4 protein-coding genes are annotated in these 25129 nt (G+C 50.9%); 3 read left to right on the top strand and 1 reads right to left on the bottom strand.

Translation table 11 applies throughout. The features are described 5' to 3' along the window. Positions 1–820 precede the first annotated feature (820 nt). A complete protein-coding gene (locus OO184_RS12770) occupies positions 821–17194 on the bottom strand; it encodes a non-ribosomal peptide synthetase (protein WP_265379512.1) in 16374 nt (5457 codons plus the stop codon). Positions 17195–19401: 2207 nt separating this feature from the next. Here OO184_RS12770 and OO184_RS12775 point away from each other — a divergent pair. Genes OO184_RS12775 through OO184_RS12785 form a run of 3 tightly spaced genes read left to right on the top strand, consistent with a single transcriptional unit; the run spans position 19402 to position 25060 of the window. Continuing rightward, positions 19402–21516: a type I secretion system permease/ATPase gene (locus tag OO184_RS12775; protein WP_265379513.1), complete on the top strand. Its 2115-nt coding sequence runs from the start codon at positions 19402–19404 to the stop codon at positions 21514–21516. Next, complete coding sequence (locus OO184_RS12780) at positions 21516–22904, top strand: HlyD family type I secretion periplasmic adaptor subunit (protein WP_265379514.1); 1389 nt, start codon at positions 21516–21518, stop codon at positions 22902–22904. The genes OO184_RS12775 and OO184_RS12780 overlap by 1 nt, the downstream gene beginning before the upstream one ends. Beyond that, positions 22904–25060: a type I secretion system permease/ATPase gene (locus OO184_RS12785; protein WP_265379515.1), complete on the top strand. Its 2157-nt coding sequence runs from the start codon at positions 22904–22906 to the stop codon at positions 25058–25060. The genes OO184_RS12780 and OO184_RS12785 overlap by 1 nt, the downstream gene beginning before the upstream one ends. Positions 25061–25129: the final 69 nt, after the last annotated feature.

Consider the following 25129-nt stretch of genomic DNA (forward strand, 5'->3'; position numbering starts at 1 on the left):
AGAGCGTTTTGTGATGTTATTTTTCTGATGCCCCGCAATATTTACCAACACGTGATGCAAGACAGGATAAATCTTAATATTATTCAATTAGATACTCCTCCCAACATATACATTTACTACCTATCAAAGAGGGCTATTTTTTTGCTATTTTTTGCCATAAGCGAGGCGAATCACCCCTCACACACTGCGTGTATACGCTGGGTTTTCCGCACTGTCCGTGTTTGCTGTTCATTTATACCCGTCATCTTTCAAGTTGCCTCTTTGTTGGCTGCACTCGCTCACCCCGGTCACATAGTTATCTATGCTCCCGGGGATTCACTCCCTTGCCGTCGCGATGCATCTTGAAATCTATAAGGTATATAAGAATAGCCAGCAACAATTATCTCTAATAGGTAAGGCTTTTAATTATCACAGGTATTTAAAATAAACCTAATATATTCTAGAGCGAGATCATGAAATTAAGGATAATTAAAGCATCCTATATCACTACCCGAAAACACATTGCCATGATCATATCTTCTATTATCTTCTCATAATTATCTATCACAAGAAATATTCCCAACAATAACACTACAATTAAAAATATAATTTTGATACCAAGGCAATCAATAAAACAAAATAAAATCAACAATAAAATCCGTTTGAGATCACACAATATAAAATAGCAACAATAATAACAAAAAAACCTAAAAAAATAACTTATATGTAAATGATAACTTCCCTTATTCTATTTTAATGCATAAAAAATCCGGTATAATAAATACATACCGGATTTTCACACCATAACTAAATAATTGAGTACCTCCTTAATATATCAGTATTACGAAGTCTCCTCGTCATAGTTGGTTGTCAACGCCCTACTCAAAATCTGAGCTAAAGCGGTTCTATTTTCATCATCCTCCAATAAACTAAAATGGTTACCCGGAATAGCAATCAACTGGAGTAAAGTGTCGGGCATTATCCGCCCCCAACCTAATGATGGTTCTATGCTCACAGACTCTGGCTTTTCATCTGCCACAAAAGAGATAGCAGGAGAAGGTTCTACCGCATAGAACTGATGCAGCGTTATTGCTAATGCTGGCGGCTCATAATCCGCAACGATTTGTGTGTAATGTTCGATCTGCTCCCAACGTTTTGCGATCACATCAGCACGCAGATTTGCTGGATATAACGTCAACTCTTGCGCCTCAGCAATAAACTGAACCAAATTCAATTCATCAATTCGCCGGTATAGCGCCGCAATCTCTTCTTTGCACGCCTCCCCTGACTGCCGGGCCAGCTCAGTAAAGAAATGATGTTTGGATTGCATGGCCTCTTTGCCAAAATAGTGAGGAGCAGGCGTATCAATCAACCCCAAGAAACTGACTTGCTCACCAGTACTCAAAAGCTGCTGAGCAATGGCATAAGCCAATATCCCACCAGAAGAGTAGCCACTTATCCGGTATGGACCTGCTGGTTGAATGGTTTTCATCAAGACGATCATTCTGGCAGCTTGCTCTTCCATCGTTAACATCGATTCTTCAATGATGGATGGCCAAGGCAGCGCATAAATCGGATAGCCCGACGGAATATGCTGAGCCAGCCCGAAGACATAAGAATAATCACCCATGCCGCTGGGAACAAAGAACAATGGCAGACCAGTTCCGTCAGGTCGCACCGATATAGCGCTGTTTTGCGGCTGAGATAGCAAATCTGAGGTGATTTTCGCTGCCAATTCGGACAACACCGGGAATTGGAATAAAGCATTCAACGTAAAAATCAACCCCCGACCAGCGGCAAGATTCATCATTCGCATAGCGAGCAGCGAGTGACCGCCCAACGCGAAGAAATTGTCATACCGGCTAACCTGCTCAATCCCTAACAATTCACACCAGATAGCCGCCAACGCGGTTTCCGTTTCGCCTTGTGGCGTTTCGTAAGCCTGATGAGCAAACGCTTCACTGTCCGGCTCCGGTAACGCCCGACGATCCAGCTTGCCGTTCGGGGTCAATGGAAAGGCATCCAGACGCACAAAAGCTGACGGTACCATATAGTCAGGCAAAATGGCGCTCAGGTAGGTACGCAAACTATTCGCCAGCCCCTCATCCGCTTGCGCCACCACATAAGCCACCAAGCGTTTGTCCTGCCCTTCACCCAATGCCAGCACCACAGATTTACTGACCGCAGGATGCTCTACCAAGCGGGCCTCAATTTCACCCGGTTCAACACGGAAGCCCCGAATTTTCACCTGATGATCATTACGCCCCAGGAATTCCAGATTGCCATCCGGCAGGTAACGGGCCAAATCCCCGGTGCGATACATGCGGGCATCGGGTTGATAGCTAAACGGATCGGTAAGGAAGCATTCAGCCGTCAGTTCAGGACGGTTGAGATAACCCCGTGCTACACCAACGCCCCCGATATACAACTCTCCCACCGCTCCTAACGGCACTGGCTGCCCCTGAATATCCAGCAAGTAAACACGTGTATTCGGCAGCGGACGGCCAATGATATTAGCCTGCCCCATCCCCTCGTTTAGGCAGGATGTCGTCGTGGTAATCGTGGCCTCTGTAGGACCGTAGCAATTAGCGAGAACTGGGTATTCACCGTGAGCCGATAACCAACGTTGTAACTCATGATCCGATATCGCTTCCCCACCAATACAAATCGTCCTTAAGCCTTTATAGATATCGCCTTCATTAACATTTGATATTATCCGCCAGAATTGGGCCGGTATCGCAATGTAGGTAATTTGATAAGACTCACATAGACGCCAGAACTCCTGCGCACTCAGAAGCCATTGATTTGTCCTCAAGACTAATTGCGCCCCCTGTGTTATTGCACAAAATATTTCTGATGCGCAAACGTCAAAAGAAGGGTTGCAAAACTGTAATAGACGGTCAGATGCGTTAAACAACCACTTCGTGTTCAGCGAAGTAATTTGACTAACCAGTTGCTTATGTTCAACCATCACCCCCTTCGGCGTGCCGGTCGAACCGGAGGTGTAAATCACATACGCCAGATGTCGTGAGGTCAATTCAGGTCTCTGTGGATTGCTGTCTGGCAGGTCAGGCAATGTATTCGGATCAAGCACTGTCAACCCGGTCAGCACGTTCTCGCCCAAAGCGGTACGCCCAACAGTATCAGCCAGTAAAATAACCGGTGAAACATCGGCCAAAATATGCGTCAGACGTTCGCCCGGATAATCCGGGTCCAACGGCACATAAGCCGCGCCAGCTTTCAGCACCGCCAACAATCCCGCCACCATCGCCGGAGAGCGCGCCACGCAAACCGCCACCCGTTGATCCGGTTCTACACCTAGCGCAATTAGTTGATGAGCTAACCGGTTAGCACAGGCATTCAGTTCCGCATAGCTGAGAAATTGTTCTTCATACACTAACGCTATCGCGTCAGGGGTGTTCTCCACCTGTTGTTCAAATAACTGATGAATACATCCCGGATTAGTATATGGGAGTCCCGTTGTCGCATTCCAGGTTTCCAGTAATAAGGTACGTTCCGTTTCCGGTAGGATGCTCAATGCCCGTACCGGCGCTTCGGGGGTCTGTTCCAATGCCTCCAGCAGACTCTCCAACGCCTGTTGCATATAACCGCATACTCGTTCCGACTCAAACGGTTGGACAACTTGAGCCGTCAGCCCCAGTGCGTTCCCAAAATCTTCTACCGATAAGGCGAACGGATAGTTGGTAAATTCCTGTGCGCTAAGGAATTCAACACCGTTCATCATTTCATCCAAAGGATCCGGCTGATCATTATGTCGGTAATTCAACAGAGCGCTAAACAGTGGAATTCCATCCCGTACACCACTACAACGTTGAGCCAACGCCAGTGACGCATGTTCATGTTCCAACAACCCCGCCAGCCGATTATGCGCCGCCAGTACACTATCACACACCGACGTATCATCTATGTCCAGCCGCAACGGCAAGGTATTGATAAACAGCCCCATACCGCTGTCAACCCCTTTCCCCACTGCCATGCGACCAAATACAACCGTTCCGAACACCACCTTTTCCTGCCCGCTAATATGTGACAACACCTGTGCCCAGGCCAGATGACATAAAGCAGCCAGACTCACCCCCAGACGCCGGGCTTGACCACGCAAACGGTCATTCAGCTCAGGCGCCAGCATCCGCTGCGATTCCGTCACCTGTGAACCATCACGATGCACCTCTGTCAATCCAAACGGCAACGTGGGTTCATCCACCTCCGCCAGCATCTCGGTAAAGAAGCGGATATGCGCGGCCTGATTCACCCCAAGCCGAGCCTCAGCCACCAGATTACGGAAAGAGACTGGAGGCGGTAGGTTCTGCTCCTGTTCGGTAAGATACGCCTGAACTTCATTATTCATCACGTCCAGCGTGGTATGGTCGCCAATCAGATGATGCAGCAATTGCAGGACAATCCAACGGCCGTCCCTTTCCTGTGCCACCACAAAGCGCAATAACGGTGCTTCGCTCAGATCCAGACGATGATGACGGGGATCAAAACGTTCAGCCAATTGTTCGCTAACCGGTCCATCGTCCGGGTTTAGCGTCAGCTCAGTCACCGACAAGGATGCCTGACGCCAAACCACTTGAGCGGGTACTGACAACCCTTCCCAGATAAAGGCTGTGCGCAGGATATCGTGTCTATTAATCACCTGTTGCACCGCCGCCAGATAACGGTCCAACAGAGTCCGCTCAGTAAAGACCATCTGGCCGGTTAACAAATACGGGTCCCCTTCGCTTGCCAGTAAGTGGTGGAACAAAATACCGTCCTGCAACGGCGACAAGGCATAGATATCCTGAATATTGGCAACCCCGCCCGGCACTTGCCCGACGATGCGGTCAATATCAGTTTGAGTCAAATCAATCAGCGGTAACATCGCCGGCGTCAGCACCGTAGTTGCCGGTGTAATGACATTCGGCGGCACAATTACAGCCTGATGCTGTCCCAACGTCTGCGCCAAATCTGATAGCACCGGAGACCGGAACAGATCACGCGCCGCCAATGTCAACCCTAAGTGACGCAGGCGTTCAATCATGCGTACAGCGAGCAGTGAATGGCCGCCCAGCGCAAAGAAACTGTCATACCGGCCAACCTGTTCAATCCCCAGTAATTCACGCCAAATCGCCGCCAGCGTCATTTCCGTTTCACCTTGCGGCGCTACGTAAACCTGACGGGCAATAGCTTCACTATCTGGCGCTGGCAGCGCCCGACGATCCAACTTACCATTCGACGTCAACGGAAACGCCTCCAGACGCACAAAGGCGGACGGCACCATATAATCAGGTAAGATTTTACTCAGGTGAGCACGCAAGTTATTCACCAGATCATCATCTTCGGCTGCCGCCACATAGGCCACCAGCCGTTTCTCCGCACCATCACCTAACGCCAACACCGCCGCCTCACGCACCGCCGGGTGTTCTACCAGACGCGCCTCAATTTCTCCCGGTTCAATTCGGAATCCTCGGATTTTAACCTGTTGGTCATTACGGCCCAGAAATTCCAGATTACCGTCCGGCAAATAGCGGGCCAAATCCCCGGTGCGGTACATGCGCGCCTCCGGGCTATCACTGAACGGATCGACAAGGAAACGTTCGGCGGTTAACTCAGGACGATTGAAATAACCTTGAGCGACCCCATCGCCACCGACATAAATTTCACCGATCACCCCCGGCGGTACTGGCTGACCATAAGCATCCAGCAGATAAACCCGCGTATTGGCTATCGGCCGACCAATGGGGATTCGGGTCGCTCCCGGTGGTAACGCCTCGATAGGATACATAGTGGTAAAGGTGGTGCCCTCACTCGGACCATAAGCCTGCAATAATTGCTGTGGCGGACGATTATCCAGAACCTGAGCAATCACCTGTAAATCGGGTATATCTCCGCCAAAAATCAGGATCTTAATTTGCGGCAGAATTGGCGATAACTCTGCCGCCAACCGGTTAAACAACCCGATAGTCAGCCACAGAACCGTGATGCGGCGCTCTTGTAAAGTCAGCACTAACTCCTGTGGCGTCAATAATGTGGCGCGATCGATAACCACTAAAGCCCCCCCGTTAAGCAACGGCGCCCACACTTCAAATGTGCTGGCATCGAAAGCGGGATTAGCGGTAAAGGCAACTCGATCCTCCGGTCCGATGTTGGCATAGCCATTATTGATGACCAACCGGACCATAGCGCGATGCTGGACCAAAACCCCTTTCGGTGTGCCGGTAGAACCAGAGGTATACATGATATACGCCAACTCAGTGCTGGAACGCGGCAAATCAGGATTGACACGATCTTGCTCTCTGTTCGCACTTTTCTCATCCGAGAGACGCAGTAGCGGAATAGTCAAGTTAGCCGGAATATCAGTCCGAGTATCGGTAAGAAACAATCGGGCGGAGCAATCACTTATCAGCCAGTTTTTCCGCTCATCCGGCATACTGGGATCAACCGGCACGTAAACAGCGCCGGCTTTGAGAATCGCCAATTGGGCCACCACCAGTTCTATCGATCGTTCAAACAGGATCGCAACGTGGTCATCCGGGCGAATCCCCCGTTCGATTAGCTGATGAGCCAACCGGTTAGCACATGTATTCAGTTCTGTATAGCTTAAGGTTTTATCTCCCGCTATCAGCGCCGTCGCTTCTGGGGTTTTCTCTACCTGCTGCTCAAACAGTTGATGAATACATAACGCATCAGGATAGGCGGTTTCCGTGGCGTTCCAGGTTTCCAGCAACAACGTGCGTTCCGTTTCAGGCATGATATTCAACGCCCGTATCGGTGTCTCCGGCGCTTGCTCCAAAGCTTCTACCAGACTTTCCAGCGCCTGTTGCATATAACCGCATAGGCTTTCCGGGTCAAACGGTTGCACTACCTGAGCCGTCAGCCCCAGAGATTCACCAAAATCCTCCACCGACAATACAAATGGATAGTTGGTTCGCTCCTGTCCGCCCAGAAATTCAATACCGCTGATAAGTTCATCTGACGTTGCCGATAAGGCATTATGTCGATAGTTCAACAGGGCGCTAAAGAGTGGCGTACCGCTGGCAACCCCACTGCAACGCTGAGCCAGTGCCAATGAAGCATGTTCATGCGCTAATAGCCCAGCGAGTCGAGTATGTGCAGTCTGTACGCTATCCCGTACTGGGGTCTCATCAATATCCAGCCGCAACGGCAAGGTATTGATAAACAACCCCATGCCATTATCAGCACCATCCCCTGCCTGCATCCGCCCAAACAGTACCGTACCAAACACGACACTCTGCTGACCACTGGTACAGGATAACACCTGCGCCCAAGCCAGATGACACAGCGCCGCCAGACTGACGCCCAAACGCCGGGCCTGACTACGCAAACGATTATTTAGCTCAGGAACCAACATCCGATGGGATTCTGTCACCTGCGAACCATCACGATGTACCTCCGTCAGCCCGAATGGTAATGTCGATTCATCCACCTCCGCCAACATATCGGTAAAGAAGCGGGTGTGCTCTTCCTGACTGACACCCAGCCGAGCCTGAGCCACTAAATTGCGGAAAGGAACTGGCGCAGACAAGTTCTCCTCTTGCCCCATCAGATACGCCTGCACTTCACGGTGCATCACTTCCATCGTTTCATGGTCGCCGATCAAATGATGATGCAACTCCAGTAAGAACCAGCGACCATCAGTTTCCTGAGTGATGACAAAACGCAGTAGCGGCGCCTGACTCAGGTCAAGACGATGATGACGCGAATCAAAACGCTGAGTTAATTGGTCGCTGACCGGGCCGTCAGCCGGGTTCAACGTCAGCTCCGTCACGGACAGTGGGGCCTGACGCCAAACCACTTGTGTCGGCGCGGATAATCCTTGCCAGATAAAGGCGGTGCGTAAAATATCATGCCGATCAATTATTCGTTGAATCGCCGCCAAATAACGATCCAACAGAACCCGGTCAGCAAAAACCATCTGGCTGATTAACAGATACGGATCACCTTCCTTCTCCAACAGATGGTGGAACAAAATGCCATCCTGCAATGGCGACAGGGCATAGATATCCTGAATATTCGCCACTCCGCCCGGTACCTGTTCGACGATATGGTCAATATCAGCCTGAGTTAAATCAATCAGCGGCAACATTGCCGGTGTCAGCATCGTCGTATCCGGTGTAATACGGTTGTCAGGCACCCGGATTTCATCATGCTGAACCAGAGACTGGGCCAGAACACGAAGTGTTGGATATTGGAATAGCGTTTGTACCGATACACCCAAACCAATACGCCGTAATCGTTCAATCATACGCACAGCGAGCAGTGAATGACCACCCAACGCAAAGAAACTGTCATGCCGACTAATCTGCTCAACGCCCAATAATTCACACCAGACAGCCGCCAGCATCGTTTCTATCTTCCCTTGCGGAGCTTCATAGACCTGACGAGCAAACGCTTCCTCCCCCGGTGCTGGCAACGCCCGGCGATCCAGCTTGCCATTCGGGGTCTGCGGGAAGCTATCCAACCGCACAAAGGCCGCCGGGACCATATAGTCAGGTAAAACGGCACTCAGGTGTTCACGCAAACCGGCAGCTAACCCCTCATTCGCTTCCGCCGCCACGTAGGCAACCAGCCGTTTGCCCTGTTCATCATCCAGCGCCAGCACCGCCGCCTCTTGCACCGCCGGGTATTCCACCAGCCGGGTTTCAATTTCCCCTAACTCAACCCGGAAACCACGAATTTTCACCTGTTGGTCGTTACGGCCCAAGAATTCCAGCTCACCATCCGGCAGGAAGCGGGCTAAATCCCCAGTCCGATACATCCGTGCATCGGACATCGGACTAAAGGAATCTGGCAGAAAACGTTCCGCGCTCAATGTCAGCCGGTTCAGATAACCCCGTGCCACACCCACGCCGCCAATATACATTTCGCCAATGCAGCCTAACGGCGCCGGTTGGCCATTTCTGTCCAGTAAGTAGACGCGCGTATTCCTAATCGGCCGACCGATAGAACGATCATCTGCTGGAGATAATATTTCCTTGCAAGTCGCCGTCACGGTATTTTCCGTCGGACCATAAGCGTTCAATAGCTGAGGTCGGTGGCCTGCCTGTCTAAACCAGTCCTGAATGGCGTTTCTTTTGACCGCCTCACTGCCAATGATGATGAGTCTGAGATCATCCGGCAGCGGTAATCCATTGTCTCTGGCCGCCAGTTCAGACCAAAATAAGGTCGGCAAAAACATCACCGTGATACGGTTCTGCCGGGCTAAAGCAATAAATTCCGGCATCGACGCCAGCCAGCTATCATCGCGAATAATCAGCGTAGCCCCGTTGCACAACGTCGAGAAGCACTCTTCTACTGAAACATCGAATGCAAAAGCAGCAAATTGCAATACCCGGTCTTGCGCGGTGATAGCATAGTGTTCATTCACCCCCAGATGACGTTGATAGACCGCCTGATGTTCCACCATCACCCCTTTCGGCTGCCCAGTTGAGCCAGAGGTGTAAATCACATAGGCCAGATGCTGCGGTGTCAACGCCAAAACCTGCGGGTTGCTGTCCGGCTGGTCAGGCTGGCTATTCGGGTCAAATACCGTCAGCCCGGCTAGCGCTTCGTCACCCAGCGCAGCCTGTCCAGTCGCATCAGCCAATACCACTGATGGGGCAGTGTCATTCAGGATATACGTCAGACGTTCCGCCGGGTAGGTTGAATCCAACGGCACATAGGCTCCACCCGCTTTCAGCACTGCCAACAACGCCACCACCATCGACGGGGAACGTGCCACGCAAATCGCCACCGGCTGATTTGGTGTTACGCCGAACGCAATCAGTTGATGAGCAAGACGGTTAGCACGGGTATTCAGTTCCGCATAACTCAGCGTCTGATCTTGATACGCCAGTGCTGTAGCCTGCGGGGTTTTCTCCACCTGTTGCTCAAATAATTGATGAATACATAACGCCTCTGGATACGGAGTCTCCGTGACGTTCCAAGTTTCCAGTAACAACGCGCGTTCCGTTGCAGGCAGGATGTTCAATGTCCGTACCGCTGTTTCTGGCGTTTGTTCAAGGGCTTCAACCAAACTCTCTAACGCCTGCTGCATATAATTGCATAGTCTTTCCGGATCAAACGGCTGCACCACATGAGCGATCAACCCTAACGTAGCGCCATCATCCTCCACTGACAGCCCAAAGGGGTAGTTAGTACGCTCCTGCTCGCCCAAGAATTCAATCCCGTCTATCGTTTCATCCAAAGGATCTGACTGATCATTATGCCGGTAGTTCATCAAGGCGCTAAAGAGCGGCGTACCGCTGGCAACCCCACTGCATCGTTGAGCCAGCGCCAGTGAAGCATGCTCATGTTCCAACAATCCCGCCAACCGGGCATGTACAGCCTGTACGCTATCTCGTACCGGCGTATCATCCATATCCAGCCGTAGCGGCAAGGTATTGATAAACAGCCCCATACCATTATCAGCTCCTTCTCCCGCCGCCATGCGCCCAAACAGCACGGTGCCAAACACCACCTTCTCCTGACCACTGGCGCAGGACAACACCTGCGCCCAAGCCAGATGACACAACGCCGCCAAACTGACGCCCAAATGTCGGGCCTGGCTACGCAGACGATCATTCAAGCTGGCCGTCAGCATCCGATGAGATGCCATTTCCTGAGACCCATCACGATGCACGTCCGTCAGCCCGAACGGCAGAGTGGGTTCCTCTACCTCCGCCAACATCTCAGTAAAGAAGCGGGTATGTGCTGCCTGACTCACCCCTAGCCGGGACTGAGCCACCAGATTGCGGAAAGGGACCGGGTCAGGCAGGCTATTACCTTGTCCGGCAAGGTACGCCTGCACTTCACGGTTCATCACTTTCATGGTGGTATGGTCGCCAATCAAGTGATGCTGCAATTCCAGTAACAACCAGCGACCATCGGTCTCCTGCGCCACCACAAAATGCAACAGCGGCGCCTGCCCCAAATCCAGACGAGAATGACGAGGATCAAAACGTTGGGCCAGTTGATCGCTAATCGGCCCATCAACTGGGTCCAGCGTCAATTCAGTCACGAATAAGGAAGCTTGACGCCAGACTACCTGAGCTGGCACCGACAACCCTTGCCAGATAAAAGCGGTACGTAGAATATCGTGGCGATCAACCACCTGTTGCACAGCCGCTAAATAACGGTCTAGCAAAGACCGATCAACAAAAGCCATCTGACTGACTACCAGATACGGATCACCGTCATTTGCCAGTAAGTGGTGAAACAAAATACCGTCCTGCAACGGTGACAACGCATAGATATCCTGAATATTGTCCACTCCGCCCGGCACCTGCCCGACGATACAATCAATCTCAGCCTGAGTCAGATCAATCAGCGGCAACATTTCCGGGGTGATTTTCGTCGTCGCTGACGTAATCACATTCGGCGGCACCACCATAACCGGGTGTTGCCCCAGTGTTTGCGCCAATTCAAACAACACTGGCGACTGGAACAAGTCACGTACCGCCAGCGTTAAACCCAAGTGACGCAGGCGTTCAACCATCCGCACCGCGAGCAGCGAATGACCACCCAACGCAAAAAAGCTGTCATACCGGCTGACCTGTTCAATCCCCAGTAATTCACGCCAAATCGCCGCCAGCGCCATTTCAGTTTCACCTTGCGGCGCAGCGTAAGCTTGACGGGCCAAAGCCTCATTGTCCGGTGCCGGCAGCGCCCGGCGATCCAGCTTACCATTCGGCGTCAATGGAAACGCCTCCAGACGCACAAAGGCTGTCGGCACCATGTAATCCGGTAAAATAGTACTTAGGTGATCACGCAGACTAATCGCCAACCCCTCATGGGCTTCCGCCGCCACATAGGCCACCAGTCGTTTGTCCGGCCCATCGCCTAACGCCAACACAGCCGCCTCACGTACCGCCGGATGCTCCACCAGACGCGTCTCAATTTCCCCCGGTTCAATACGAAAACCGCGGATTTTAACCTGTTGGTCATTACGGCCCAGGAATTCCAGATTGCCATCCGGCAGATAACGGGCCAAATCCCCGGTCCGGTACATACGGGCATCCGGTTGATCACTAAAGGGATCTGTCAGGAAACGTTCAGCAGTCTGGTCAGGACGATTAAGATAGCCGCAAGCAACCCCATCGCCACCGACATAAATCTCACCGATCGCACCTAACGGTACCGGCAGACCGTAAGCATCCAGCAGATAAATACGTGCATTGGCTATCGGCCGACCAATGGGTATCCGAGTCACTCCCTGCGCTAATGCCACGATAGGATACATGGTGGTAAAAGTGGTTCCCTCACTCGGCCCATAAGCCTGCAAGAGTTGTTGTGGCGGGCGATGACTTAGAACTTGAGCAATCACATGTAAATCGGGTATGTCTCCCCCGAAAATCAGAATTTTAATCTGCGGCAGAACCGGAGATAACTCTGCCGCCAGCCGATTAAACAAGCCGATAGTCAGCCACAGCACTGTGATGTGGTTAACCTGTAAAACCTGAACTAATTCCTGTGGCGTTAATAACGTAGCACGGTCAATAACCACTAATGTCCCGCCATTAAGCAGTGGCGCCCAGACTTCAAATGTGCTGGCATCGAAAGCGGGGTTAGCCGTAAAGGCAACCCGATCATCCTGGCCGATTTCGGCATAACCATTATTGATGACCAGCCGGGCCACCGCACGATGCGGCACCAACACCCCTTTGGGGGTACCTGTAGAACCAGAGGTGTACATGATATACGCTAAATCGGTGCTGGAATGCGGTAAATCAAGGTTGAAGCAATCTTCCTCTCTGCTCGTGTCTGTCTCATCCGAGAAACGAAGCAGCGGAACAGCCAAGTTAGCCGGAATATCCGTCTGTGTATCGGTGAGCAGCAACCGAGCGGAACAATCATTTATCAACCAATTTTTCCGTTCATCCGGCACGCTGGGATCAACCGGCACGTAAACAGCGCCGGCTTTAAGAATCGCCAATTGGGCCACCACCAGTTCTATCGACCGTTCTAGCAGAAACGCAATATGATCACCGGGACACACCCCTTGTTCGATTAATTGACGAGCCAGCCGATTAGCACGGGTATTCAGTTCTGTATAGCTCAGAGTTTTATCTCCTGCTATCAACGCCGTCGCCATTGGGGTTTTCTCCACCTGTTGTTCAAACAACTGATGGATACATGACTGATCAGGATAGACGGTTTCCGTAGCGTTCCAGGTTTCTAACAACAAGGTACGCTCTGCTTCCGGCAGGATATCCAATACCCGAACGGGCATTTCTGGGGTTTGTTCCAGCGCTTCCACCAGACTCTCCAACGCCTGTTGCATATAACCGCATAGAGTTTCCGGATCAAACGGTTGCACTACCTGAGCCGTCAGCCCCAGTGTAGAGCCACCGTCCTCCACTGACAGCACAAACGGATAGTTAGTTCGCTCCTGTTCGCCCAGAAATTCAATCCCGGCCATTGTTTCATCCAAAGGATCTGGCTGATCATTATGGCGATAGTTCAACAGGGCGCTAAAGAGTGGCGTACCGCTGTCAACCCCACTGCATCGTTGGGCCAGCGCTAACGGAGCATGCTCATGCTCCAATAATTCAGCCAGTCGCAGATGCGCCTCTCGCACACTATCCCGTACCGGGGTCTCATCCATATCCAGCCGCAGCGGCAAGGTATTGATAAACAACCCCATTCCTTCTCCTACGGCCATGCGCCCAAACAGGACAGTGCCAAACACCACTTTTTCCTGTCCACTGGTACGCGATAACACCTGCGCCCAAGCCAGATGACACAACGCCGCCAGACTGACGCCCAAACGCCGAGCTTGACTGCGCAGACGGTCATTTAGCTCAGGGACCAACATCCGGTGGAATTCTGTCTTCTGAGATCCATCACGATGAACACCCGTCAGCCCGAACGGCAAGGTTGGCTCCTCCACTGCCGCCAACATATCGGTGAAGAAGCGGGTATGCGCAGCCTGACTCACCCCCAACCGGGCTTCAGCCACCAGATTGCGGAATGGCACTGGCGCCGGCAGATACTCCCCCTGTCCGGCAAAATAGGCCCGTACTTCACGATGCATGACTTCCATCGTTTCGTGGTCGCCAATCAAGTGATGCTGCAATTCCAGTAACAACCAGCGACCATCGGTTTCCCGGGCGATAACAAAATGCAGTAGCGGCGCCTGACTCAAGTCAAGACGATACTGAGCGGGATCAAAACGCCGAGTTAACTGGTCAATCACTGGGCCGTTAGCCGGATCTAATGTCAATTCCGTCACAGGCAACCGTGCCCGACGCAAGACCACCTGTGCCGGGACTGACAATCCTTGCCAAATAAACCCCGTCCGCAAGATATCATGGCGATCAATCGCCTGTTGTACCGCCGCCAGATAACGCTCCAACAAAGAGCGGTTAGCAAAAGCCACGGGATAGAGCACCAGATAGGGGTCGCCTTCCTGTTCCAACAGGTGGTGGAACAGGATACCGTCCTGTAACGGCGACAACGCATAGATATCCTGAATATTCGTTATCCCACCCGGCACCTGCTCGACGATGCGGTCAATGTCAGCCTGAGTCAAATCAATTAGCGGCAACATCTCCGACGTCAGCGCCGTGGTTGTCGGTGTAATAACGTTAGGCGGGACTATTACAGCCTGATGCTGTCCTAACGTTTGAGCCAATGCTGACAGCACCGGCGACTGGAACAAATCACGCGCCGTCAGTGTCAAACCTAGGTGGCGCAAACGCTCAATCATCTGTACGCCGAGTAGGGAATGACCGCCCAACGCAAAGAAACTATCATGCCGGCTTATTTGTTCAATACCCAATAACTCGCGCCAGATGGCCGCCAAGGTGATTTCAGCCTTCCCTTGTGGGGCTTCATAAATCTGACGGGCAAAATCGTCTTCCCCCGGTGCAGGCAACGCCCGGCGATCCAGCTTGCCGCTCGGGGTCTGCGGGAAGGTATCCAAACGCACAAAAGCCGCCGGTACCATATAATCAGGTAAAATAGCACTCAAGTATTCACGCAAATCAGCCGCCAATCTCTCATTCGCTTGCGCCGCCACATAAGCCACCAGCCGTTTGCCCTGCTCGCCATCCAATGCCAACACTACCGCCTCTTGTACCGCCGGGTGCTCCGTCAGTCGGGTTTCAATTTCCCCCAATTCAATCCGGAAACCGCGAATCTTAACCTGTTCATCGTTACGGCCCAGAAATTCTAAGTCACCATTTGGTAGGTAGCGGGCCAAATCCCCAGAGCGATACATCCGCGCACCGGATACCGGACTAAAAGTATCCAACATAAAACGTTCCACACTTAACGCCGGCCGGTTCAGATAACCTCGCGCCACTCCCACGCCGCCAATATACATCTCACCTACGCAGCCTGTGGGTACCAGTTCGCCATATTTGTCCAGCAGGTAGATACGGGCATTTTTAGCCGGTCGGCCGATAGAGCGGGTATCTTCCGGGGATAACACATCCTTATAGGTCACCGTCACGGTGTTTTCCGTCGGGCCATAACCATTCAATAGCCGGGGCCGGTGGCCTGACTGCTTAAACCAGTCCTGAATGGCGCTCTTTTTCACCGCCTCACCCCCAATGATGATGAGCCGAAGGCAATCTGACAGCGGTAATCCCGGATCTCTGGCCGCCAGTTCAGACCAGAATAAGGTTGGCAGTGACATCACCGTAATACGATATTGTCGGGTTAAAGCAACAAATTCTGGTATCGAAGCCAGCCAGCTATCATCCCGGATAACCAGTGTGGCCCCGTTGCATAATGACGAGAAGAAATCTTCCACTGAAACATCAAACGCAAACGCGGCAAATTGCAATAGCCGATCTTGTGCAGTGACGGCATAGGTGTCATTAAAGCCCAGATAACGTTGATAAATCGCCTGATGTTCCACCATCACCCCTTTCGGCTGCCCGGTAGAGCCGGAGGTGTAAATCACATAGGCCAGATGTTGTGGCGTCAACGCCGGGATCTGCGGGTTACTGTCAGGCTGGTCAAGTTGGATATTCGGATCAAGTACCGTCATTCCTACCAGCGCCTGTTCGCCCAGCGCCGCCCGGCCAGCTTCATCAACCAGTACCACTGACGGGGCGCTATCACTCAAGATATACGCCAGACGTTCCTGCGGGTAAGTTGAATCCAGCGGCACATAAGCCCCGCCGGCTTTCAGCACTGCCAGCAATGACACCACCATCATCGGAGAGCGTTCCACACAAATCGCTACCCGCCGGTCCGGTGTGACGCCTAGCGCAATCAGTTGATGAGCTAGCCGGTTAGCACGGATATTCAGTTCCGCATAACTGAGGGTCTGCTCTTGATATTCCAACGCTGTGGCGTGCGGGGCTTGTTCTGCCTGTTGCTCGAATAATTGATGAATACATAATGGGTCAGGATAAGGGGTTTCCGTAGCGTTCCAGGTTTCCAGTAGCAAGGTACGTTCAGCCTCAGATAACAAATTAAGCTGCCAGATAGGAATTTCCTCTCCCTGCCTTTTTGACGCTGCCAGCATCTGTAAATGTTCACCCATGCGCAGGACCACTTCCGCACTCAGACGGTTTTGATCGTAGATCCAACGAAAACTGCCCTGCGCATTGACTTGGAGCGTCAGCAATTCGCCCTGCGCCGCCTGATCACACGGTCTATCCTCTGCTATGACAGAAACGGCAATCCGCCACGGCTGGTGGATTGTCAACGCCGGAATATCCCACAATGAAGAAACGCGCGAGAGGAGATCACGACTAAATGTGTGGTGCCGGGTCAACCGGGCCAGCTCGCCATCCAGCCAGTTCGCTACCACATGCCAGGGCTTATCAAACTCCATCTCAACGACCATTGGCGCCACCGGCGCCAAATCTGTCGATCTATCGTTTATTCCATCCACGCACCAACCCATTTGGAATGCAGTCTGTTGAGTCAGACGTGCAATATAGATAATAAATGCCTGCAACAACGTTCGTACTGGATCTTCTTCACCGTTTTTCGGCAGCGGGGAGTACCAGTCACTGGTTACCCAACAGGGTTCCGTTTGTTCTCCGGCGGTTTCAAAAGGTAATTGGAGGGGTTGCAAAGCAGCAAGACGTTCACACCAAAATAATTCACTGGATGTAAACGTCTGAGGAATATTCTTTACATTCTGAGTCGGTGGTAAAGCGTCATTTACGTTGGTTATATTTTCTGACGTCTGAGAGAGGAGTTCAGCTTTAAAATCACTTCCTGCTTGAGCAATGCTATCTTTCATTTACTACCTCAACGAATCTGTTAGAAATTTGAAAACTGTCATTTCTGACAACCATCACCCATATTTCTTTCTCACTTCTTGCCCCCAAGAAATAAAAACGGACACATCTGATATCAATTCAAGATATTCAGATACGGGATGTTATAGTCCGGTTAACAACAACCAATTAACAATTTCTTGACATTAATTTTTCTGACAACGAAATAAATAATTTATTTTATGATTCGGAATAAGACATTCCATTTTTGTTCCCATTTTTTAGATAAGTTCGATTAATTGACTACAATTTTAATTGGCTAATATTGAATTCCATCATTTAAAATGGAACCGTTAACTGCATTTATTTATGCATAAATACCAAATTACCACTGTATTTTATCCATTCCCTATTAATATCTAATTGAAATTATTTCAAAAACAAACAAGAAATTTATAAAGATAAAAAAATAAATTAACCCTCAATGATAAAAAAAGTTTACTTTGATAATCACTTATAAAGAAATTCTTTATCTTAATAATTAACCAATATCTCAATTACAAATGTAACTTATTTAGTCTTTATAAAATCACCCTATATATTCAATTTTTTGAAAATATAAGACGGGGTTAAACGTAATTCATAAAACACTATTTTTCAACAAATAAATAATATCCTTAATGTAAATACCGTAAACGAACCAATACAAATTCAAATTAAATTCATTATATTGTTTTATAATAATAAGATTATAAAATCGATATAAATGTGATTATACTTAATACCATAAAGAAAAAATTCAAAACTAGAAATGACTTTATTACACACTATCCTAAAACAAACATTATTTTTATAAAACAATAAGCTATGTAATGAATTATTAATTACAAGACAATATTCTCCAAGTAAATCGTTCTATGCCCAATGGATTTCAAGATGCATCGCGACGGCAAAGGAACGAATCCCCGGGAGCATAGCAAACTATGTGACCGGGGTGAGCGAGCGCAGCCAACAAAGAGGCAACTTGAAAGATGACGGGTATAGACATTATTTAGTTAATATTAACAACAGAAAATATATGACCATTTTTAGACTTTACATTATTTATTCTTAATAATTAATATAAACAACAATGAAGCCTATTTTTATACATAGAAAAGAAAATTCATAAAAAAACAAAAACAGATTGAATTAAATCCTAATCAACAATAGCGAAAACTTGACTAAATAACCTATCTGGAAATTATCAAGCCTCTTATTTTGTTTTAAAACAAAAACAATCCGGTATAAACAATATATACTGGATTGTCACGCCAACGTTAAATTATCCAATATTCCTTACTTATTAGTACCACGATACCTCCTTTTCAAGACTGATTGCCTGCACCCTATTCAAAACTTGAATTAAAACAGTTTTATTCTTATTATCCTCCAATAAACTAAAACGATTACCCGAAATAGCAATCAACTGAAGTGAAGTATCGGGCATTACTTGAACTCAACCTAATGACAGTTCTATGCTCACGGACTCTGACTTTTTATCCACTACAAAAGAAATAGCGAGAGGAAGTTCTGATGCAGAGTTACTGATAACACTCATCTGCTCCCAACTTTTGCGATTACATCAACACGCAAATTTGCAGGGAATATAACACCAATTCCTGCACCCTGAGGGGGTTGCAAAGCAGCAAGGCTGCACTCCAGAATGAATCACGTCTGGATAATATCCTTGACGTTCTGAGTTGATGGCAAAGGTCATTTATGACCTCAGCGAATTTGTTAGAAATTTGAAAACGATTATTCCTGACTGCCATCACCAATATTTCCCTCTTAACTTATTTCCCTTACTAAAAAATAAAAACGTAAATATCTGACATCAATTCAATATATTCAGACGATGAATAGCACAGCCAGATTAATAACGGCCAATTAGCAACGACCAATTAACAATTTTTTGACACTAACTTTCATGCAATGAAATAAGTAATTAATTCCATGATCCAAAAGGAGATATTTTATTTTCATTCTCATTTTTATGATAATATCGATTAATTAAATTAAATCTTTATTATTTTAACTTGCATCTACCTATGTAAATGACATATAGTCGGATTAAAGCCTACACTCTTAATACCGATTATTATTAATTGACTCTGCAATACCTCATTTCGCGGAGAGATTTTTTTTATGCCAACAACGTGAAAACGGTATCACGTGAAGGAACATTACAATGAATAGGGAAAATATATCTGCCGACGCATTGCCATCCGCTCTTGACTGTTGCCGATTATTGTTACAATTAGCTAAAGGTGAAGCTCAGGAACCACAACCTTTGCCCTCCCACAGCAAACTGAAACCAGCAATAAAGGAATACGGCGAGGCACATGATGTTAATCTGGCATTGTGCCATTTAAAATTCCTCAAGCTGACTCCCAAGCTACTGCCCCTGGCTTTTCGCGACAAACAGGGAGAATTTGTCGTATTAGCGCGCCTTTCCGCCGATCAGGCCCTGATCCAGTCCCCTTATGCCGTTTCACCCGAAATGCTCCCCATCGATGAGCTAGAAGCCAGATGGAGCGGGGAGGTGATCCAGTTACGAGAGGCTTCCCTCAGGTTCGATGTCTCTTGGTTTATACCCGCGTTTATCCACCATCGCCGTCTCCTCGGTGAAGTACTGATTTTTTCCCTGATGCTTCAGCTACTTGCTCTAGTCACCCCGCTGTTTTTCCAAGTGGTGATGGACAAGGTATTGGTGCACAAAGCGTTGTCCACTCTGGACGTACTAGTGATAGTGCTAGTGGTGGTTGGGCTGTTTGAGGTGGTGCTCCGCGGGCTGCGCGAATACCTTTTTGCCCACACAGCCAACCGCATCGATATCACCCTGGGGATCAAGCTATTCCGGCACCTACTCGGCCTACCCCTGCTCTACTTCAAACACCGTCAGGTGGGCGCTATTATCACCCGGGTGCAAGAGCTCGACAACATTCGTGACTTCCTGACCGGCTCCATGCTAACCCTGTGCGTGGACCTAGTCTCCGCCTTTGTCTTCTTCGGGGTAATGGCCTGGCTGTCGCCGACCCTAACCTGTATGGTACTGGCGGTATTGCCACTCTATTTCCTGCTAGCTTGGCTGAGCTCCAAACCGCTGCAACAACGCATCGAACAACAGTTCCAGACGGCTGCCCTCAATACCTCATTCCTGAACGAGTCCGTCAGCGGCGCTGAAACCATCAAGAGCCTGGCGGTAGAACCCAGGATGCAACGGCGCTGGGAATCACAGACCGCAAACATGGTCGAAGCCGGTTTCCGCACTCAGACCCTCAACAGCTTCATTAGCCACGGGGTTATGCTGCTACAGAAGGCGACCGGCGTCGGGATCATCTGGCTGGGCGCCAACATGGTGATCTCTCTGGAGCTCACCATCGGCCAACTGATCGCTTTCAATATGATGGTGTCCCACGTCAACCAACCCATCGCCAAGCTAATCGACCTATGGCAACAGTTTATCCAAACCCGGGTCGCCGTCGACAAGCTCGGCGACATACTCAACCTGCCTGTCGAGCAGGAACAGGGGAGTATCCGTCCTCAGCAACCACTCTCCGGCGATCTGCAAATACGCAACCTGGTGTTCCGCTATCAGCCTCATCAAGCCCCAGTGTTGCAGGGAGTCACCCTGCATATCAGGCCCAACGAGAACTTAGGCATAGTCGGTCCCTCCGGTTCAGGTAAAAGTACACTGACCCGCTTGTTACAGAAGCTCTACGCTCCGGACGAGGGGGAGATCTTGATCGACGGCATTCCCCTGCATCGGCTGGACCCCGGTTACCTGCGCAGCCAGATCGGGGTGGTACTACAGGAGAACTACCTGTTCAACCGTAGCGTGCGCCACAATATAGCGCTCAAGGCTCCCTCTGCCTCGCTGGAGAAGGTGATGGCCGTCGCTAAGCTGGCGGGCGCTCATGACTTTATCCTGCAACTACCCTTGGGTTATGACACAGTACTGGCCGAAGCCGGCAGCTCTCTATCGGGAGGACAACGCCAGCGCATTGCTATTGCCCGCGCACTGATGGCCGATCCCAGGATCTTGATCTTCGACGAGGCGACCAGTGCCCTCGATGACGAATCCCAAGCACTGATCCAAGCCAACATGTCCGAGATCGCTCAGGGGCGCACCGTCATCACCATTGCCCACCGCCTGTCCACGGTACGTCACTGTGATCGCATCATTACTTTGGAGCAAGGCCTTATCACCGAATCGGGCAACCATCGCCAATTGCTGGCTAGAGGCGGCTGCTACGCCAGGCTGTGGCAGATACAGCAAGAATTACGCAAGGAGGCGGAGTAATGTCACTCAAGAAACACCTAAAAACCATTCTCTTGGCCTGGCGTCGGGAGCGTAGCGCCCCTAAAGCAATGAAGCGTACCCGCGATGAGTACGAATTTCAGCCCGGCTACCTGGAGATCGTTGAACGTCCTCCCGCTCCTTGGGCAAGGTGTACAGCAATAGCACTGACCCTGTTTCTGCTGGTGGTTCTGCTCTGGTCGATTGTCGGTCGCCTAGACATCCATGCCAACGCCGCAGGCAGGCTATTAGTGTCCAGTCACTCTAAGGTGATCCAGTCCCTTGAAGCCGGCGAGATTGTGGCTATTCACGTGCGTGACGGACAAAGGGTGAAGGCTGGGGATGTGCTGATTAAACTCAACCCTATAGGAGTCGAGGCCGAGCTGAAAGAGCGGCAGGAGCAGCTAAACTTCAAGCGATTAGAACTGGCTAGACTACAGGCCCTGCTAACCGACACCCCCACTGAACATTTCACCGTACAAGACGGTATACCTCAGGCACAGGTCGAGCTGGCTAGAAAACACTTGGTCAGCGTCAGGAAAGAGGTAGTTGCCAATCTAGAAAGTCTGGATAGCGAGATGAGCGTCAACCAAGCGAGCCAAAGTGCGCGTAACGCCGATATCACCGCACTGGAGAAGCTGGCGACCAATATCACGGTGCGCCTTGATGCCCGTCGTACCCTAGCCGCCAGCAAGTTACTGCCAAAAGTCGAGCTACTGGAGCAGGAGAAGGAGAAGCTAGAGATCGAACGCACCCTTTCTCAACAACACGCGGAGCTGGCCGTCCTCAAGGCGCAATACCGGGTACTAGAAGAGAGCCGGGACCGCTACCTAGCTAAGATCCACCGGGAATACTACGACCAATTGAACGAAGCTCAGGCCTCCATTGCAGTAATGACGCAGCAGTTGATAAAGGCTAGCGAAAAACAGCGGCTACAGAGCCTACGGGCACCGGTGGACGGTGTAGTGCAGCAGCTAGCGATCCACACCTTGGGAGGCGTAGTGCAATCGGCTCAGCAACTCATGGTGATCGTGCCCGATGATACCCTCTTGGAAGCCGAAGTGATGGTATTGAACAAAGATGTGGGGTTCGTACACGCCGGTCAGCCAGTGGAAATTAAGGTCGACTCCTTTCCCTATACCCGCTATGGCACTATACGGGGTAAGGTCGCCCACATCTCCAAGGATGCGGTCAAGGATGAGCAGTTAGGCCTGGTATTCCCTGCACAAATCCAGATGGAACGCTCCTCCATCGCAGTGGACGAACATGAGGTACCGCTACAGGCAGGTATGAGTGTCACCGCCGAAATCCGCACTGGCGATCGGCGGGTGATCGACTACCTACTCAGTCCGCTGCAACAGTACCAGTCCGAAGCATTGAGGGAACGATAATGTCAATCATCGAATCTACTCTGTCAGAATCGATCATCGTCGACGAGTCCAAGGCCGTAGCGGACGGCGGCCTCTTGGCCCTAGCCCATGCTGCCCGCCATTTCAACTTAGCGGTGGAACCGGAACAACTGATCCACCGTCTCGGACGCACTCAAGGGGTCTCGGATAGTCAGGATCTATGCCGCTGTGCCCAGTGGATCGGTCTGAGGGCTCGTCACATCACCACAGACATGAGCCGTCTCGATACCCTGCCCCTTCCTATCTTGCTGGATACGGAACAGGGCTGGCAGGTGCTAGAGAAAGTTGAGGGTGAATTCGTTACCTTATATCAGCCAGGCATGGGTGAGACATGCCGCTATCCCCGAACCGTCTTCGCTAGCCATTGGCAAGGCAGCGCCGTGCTACTGGCAGAGGCAACCGAGCAGCCGAAACAACAGCGGTTTGGCTTCGGCTGGTTCGTGCCTTCCATCCGCAAGCATGTCATCCAGTTCAAGAACGTGATCCTAGTGTCTCTGATGCTACAAGTGATCGCCCTGGTGACCCCCATACTGTTCGAAAACGTGATTGATCGGGTGCTGGTCAGCCGCAGTCTATCTAGCCTGCAAGTGCTAGGAATCGCCATGTTGACTCTGGCTTTGTTCGAGCCCGTCTATGGCTTCCTACGTTCCTGGCTATTCACCAATCTCGCCAGCAAGGTCAACTCCGAGCTCTCCAGCCGCCTCTATCAGCACCTGGTGGCCCTGCCTATGGGCTATTTCCAGCAACGTCAGACCGGTGAAATCATCGCCCGGGTACGCGAAATGAACCAAATCCGTCAGTTCCTCACCGGTTCGGCGCTGACGATGGTACTGGATCTGGCCTTTGTTGGCCTGTTTGTAGCCGTGATGTTCTCCTACGCCACCGAGCTAACCTGGCTGGTACTCGGTTCCCTAGTGCTCTATTTCCTGTTCTGGCTAGGCGTCGGGCCCGTGCTACGCGCCCGGGTATTACGAGAGTATGAGCTAGGGGCCGACAACACCGCCTACCTCACCGAGTCGGTCACCGGCATTGAAACCATCAAAACCAGCGCCACCGAAGCGGGCTTCCTGCACCGCTGGGAACGGCAACTGTCTGCTTTCGTTCGCGCCTCATTCCGCGCCAAAGTGGTGGGGATCTTGGCTGGTCAGGGGATCAACCTAATCCAGAAGCTGACCTCCGCCCTACTGCTGTGGTGGGGCGTTACTCTGGTAATGGAGGGCAAACTCAGCCCAGGCGAGTTGGTGGCTTTCAACATGCTCTCGGAACACGTGACCCAACCGATTCTGCGTCTGGCCCAAGTCTGTCAGGATTTCCAGCATACCCTAATCTCGCTACGTAGGATCGGCGACATTCTTGATGAGAAAGGAGAAAGCGGCAATGGCGGCCTGGCCTCCATACCCAAGCTACAAGGAGGAGTGAGTTTCAGGGGCGTGAGATTCCGCTACGACGAGGATGGTCAGGAGGTGTTACGCAACCTCAACGTCGAGATTCATCCCGGCGAATTCGTCGGCATCACAGGGCCGTCCGGCTCGGGCAAATCCACCCTAGCTCGGTTGTTGCAGCGCCTCTATGTGCCTCAGCACGGCCAGGTGTTGGTGGATGGAATCGATTTGGCGATCGCAGATCCGGCGGCGCTGCGCCGTAACATGAGCGTCGTGCTGCAAGAAAGCGTGCTGTTTGCCGGCACCATCGCCGAAAACATCCGCTTGTGCCGCCCCCAGGCCAGCGATGCAGAAGTGTATGAAGCCGCGACTCTGGCCGGCGCAGATGGTTTTATCAAGGCGCTGGACCGGGGCTATGAGACTCAAGTCGGCGAGCGTGGCGGTCAGCTCTCCGGTGGACAACGCCAACGCATTGCCTTGGCCCGAGCGTTACTGACCAACCCGGGGATATTACTACTGGATGAAGCCACTAGCGCCCTGGACTACGAGTCGGAAGCAGCAGTGATGACTAACCTGCAACACATCACTCAGGGCCGCACAGTGATCAGCGTCGCCCATCGTCTTAATACCCTGCGCCATGCCCATCGGATTCTGGTGATCGACCAAGGTCAGGTAGTTGAACAAGGCAGCCACGAGCAACTACTCGCCTTAGACGGGCTCTATGCCCGGCTGTGGGCCTTGCAGATGAAGGATTGAGTCCCAGCTCACAGACGGCCAGCCATAGCCATTATTAAAGGGTTTAACCCGTGAATACCAAAGTAAGAT

Origin of the sequence: Photorhabdus aballayi (genome assembly GCF_026153155.1) — a bacterium.
GTDB classification, from domain to species: Bacteria; Pseudomonadota; Gammaproteobacteria; order Enterobacterales; family Enterobacteriaceae; genus Photorhabdus; species Photorhabdus luminescens.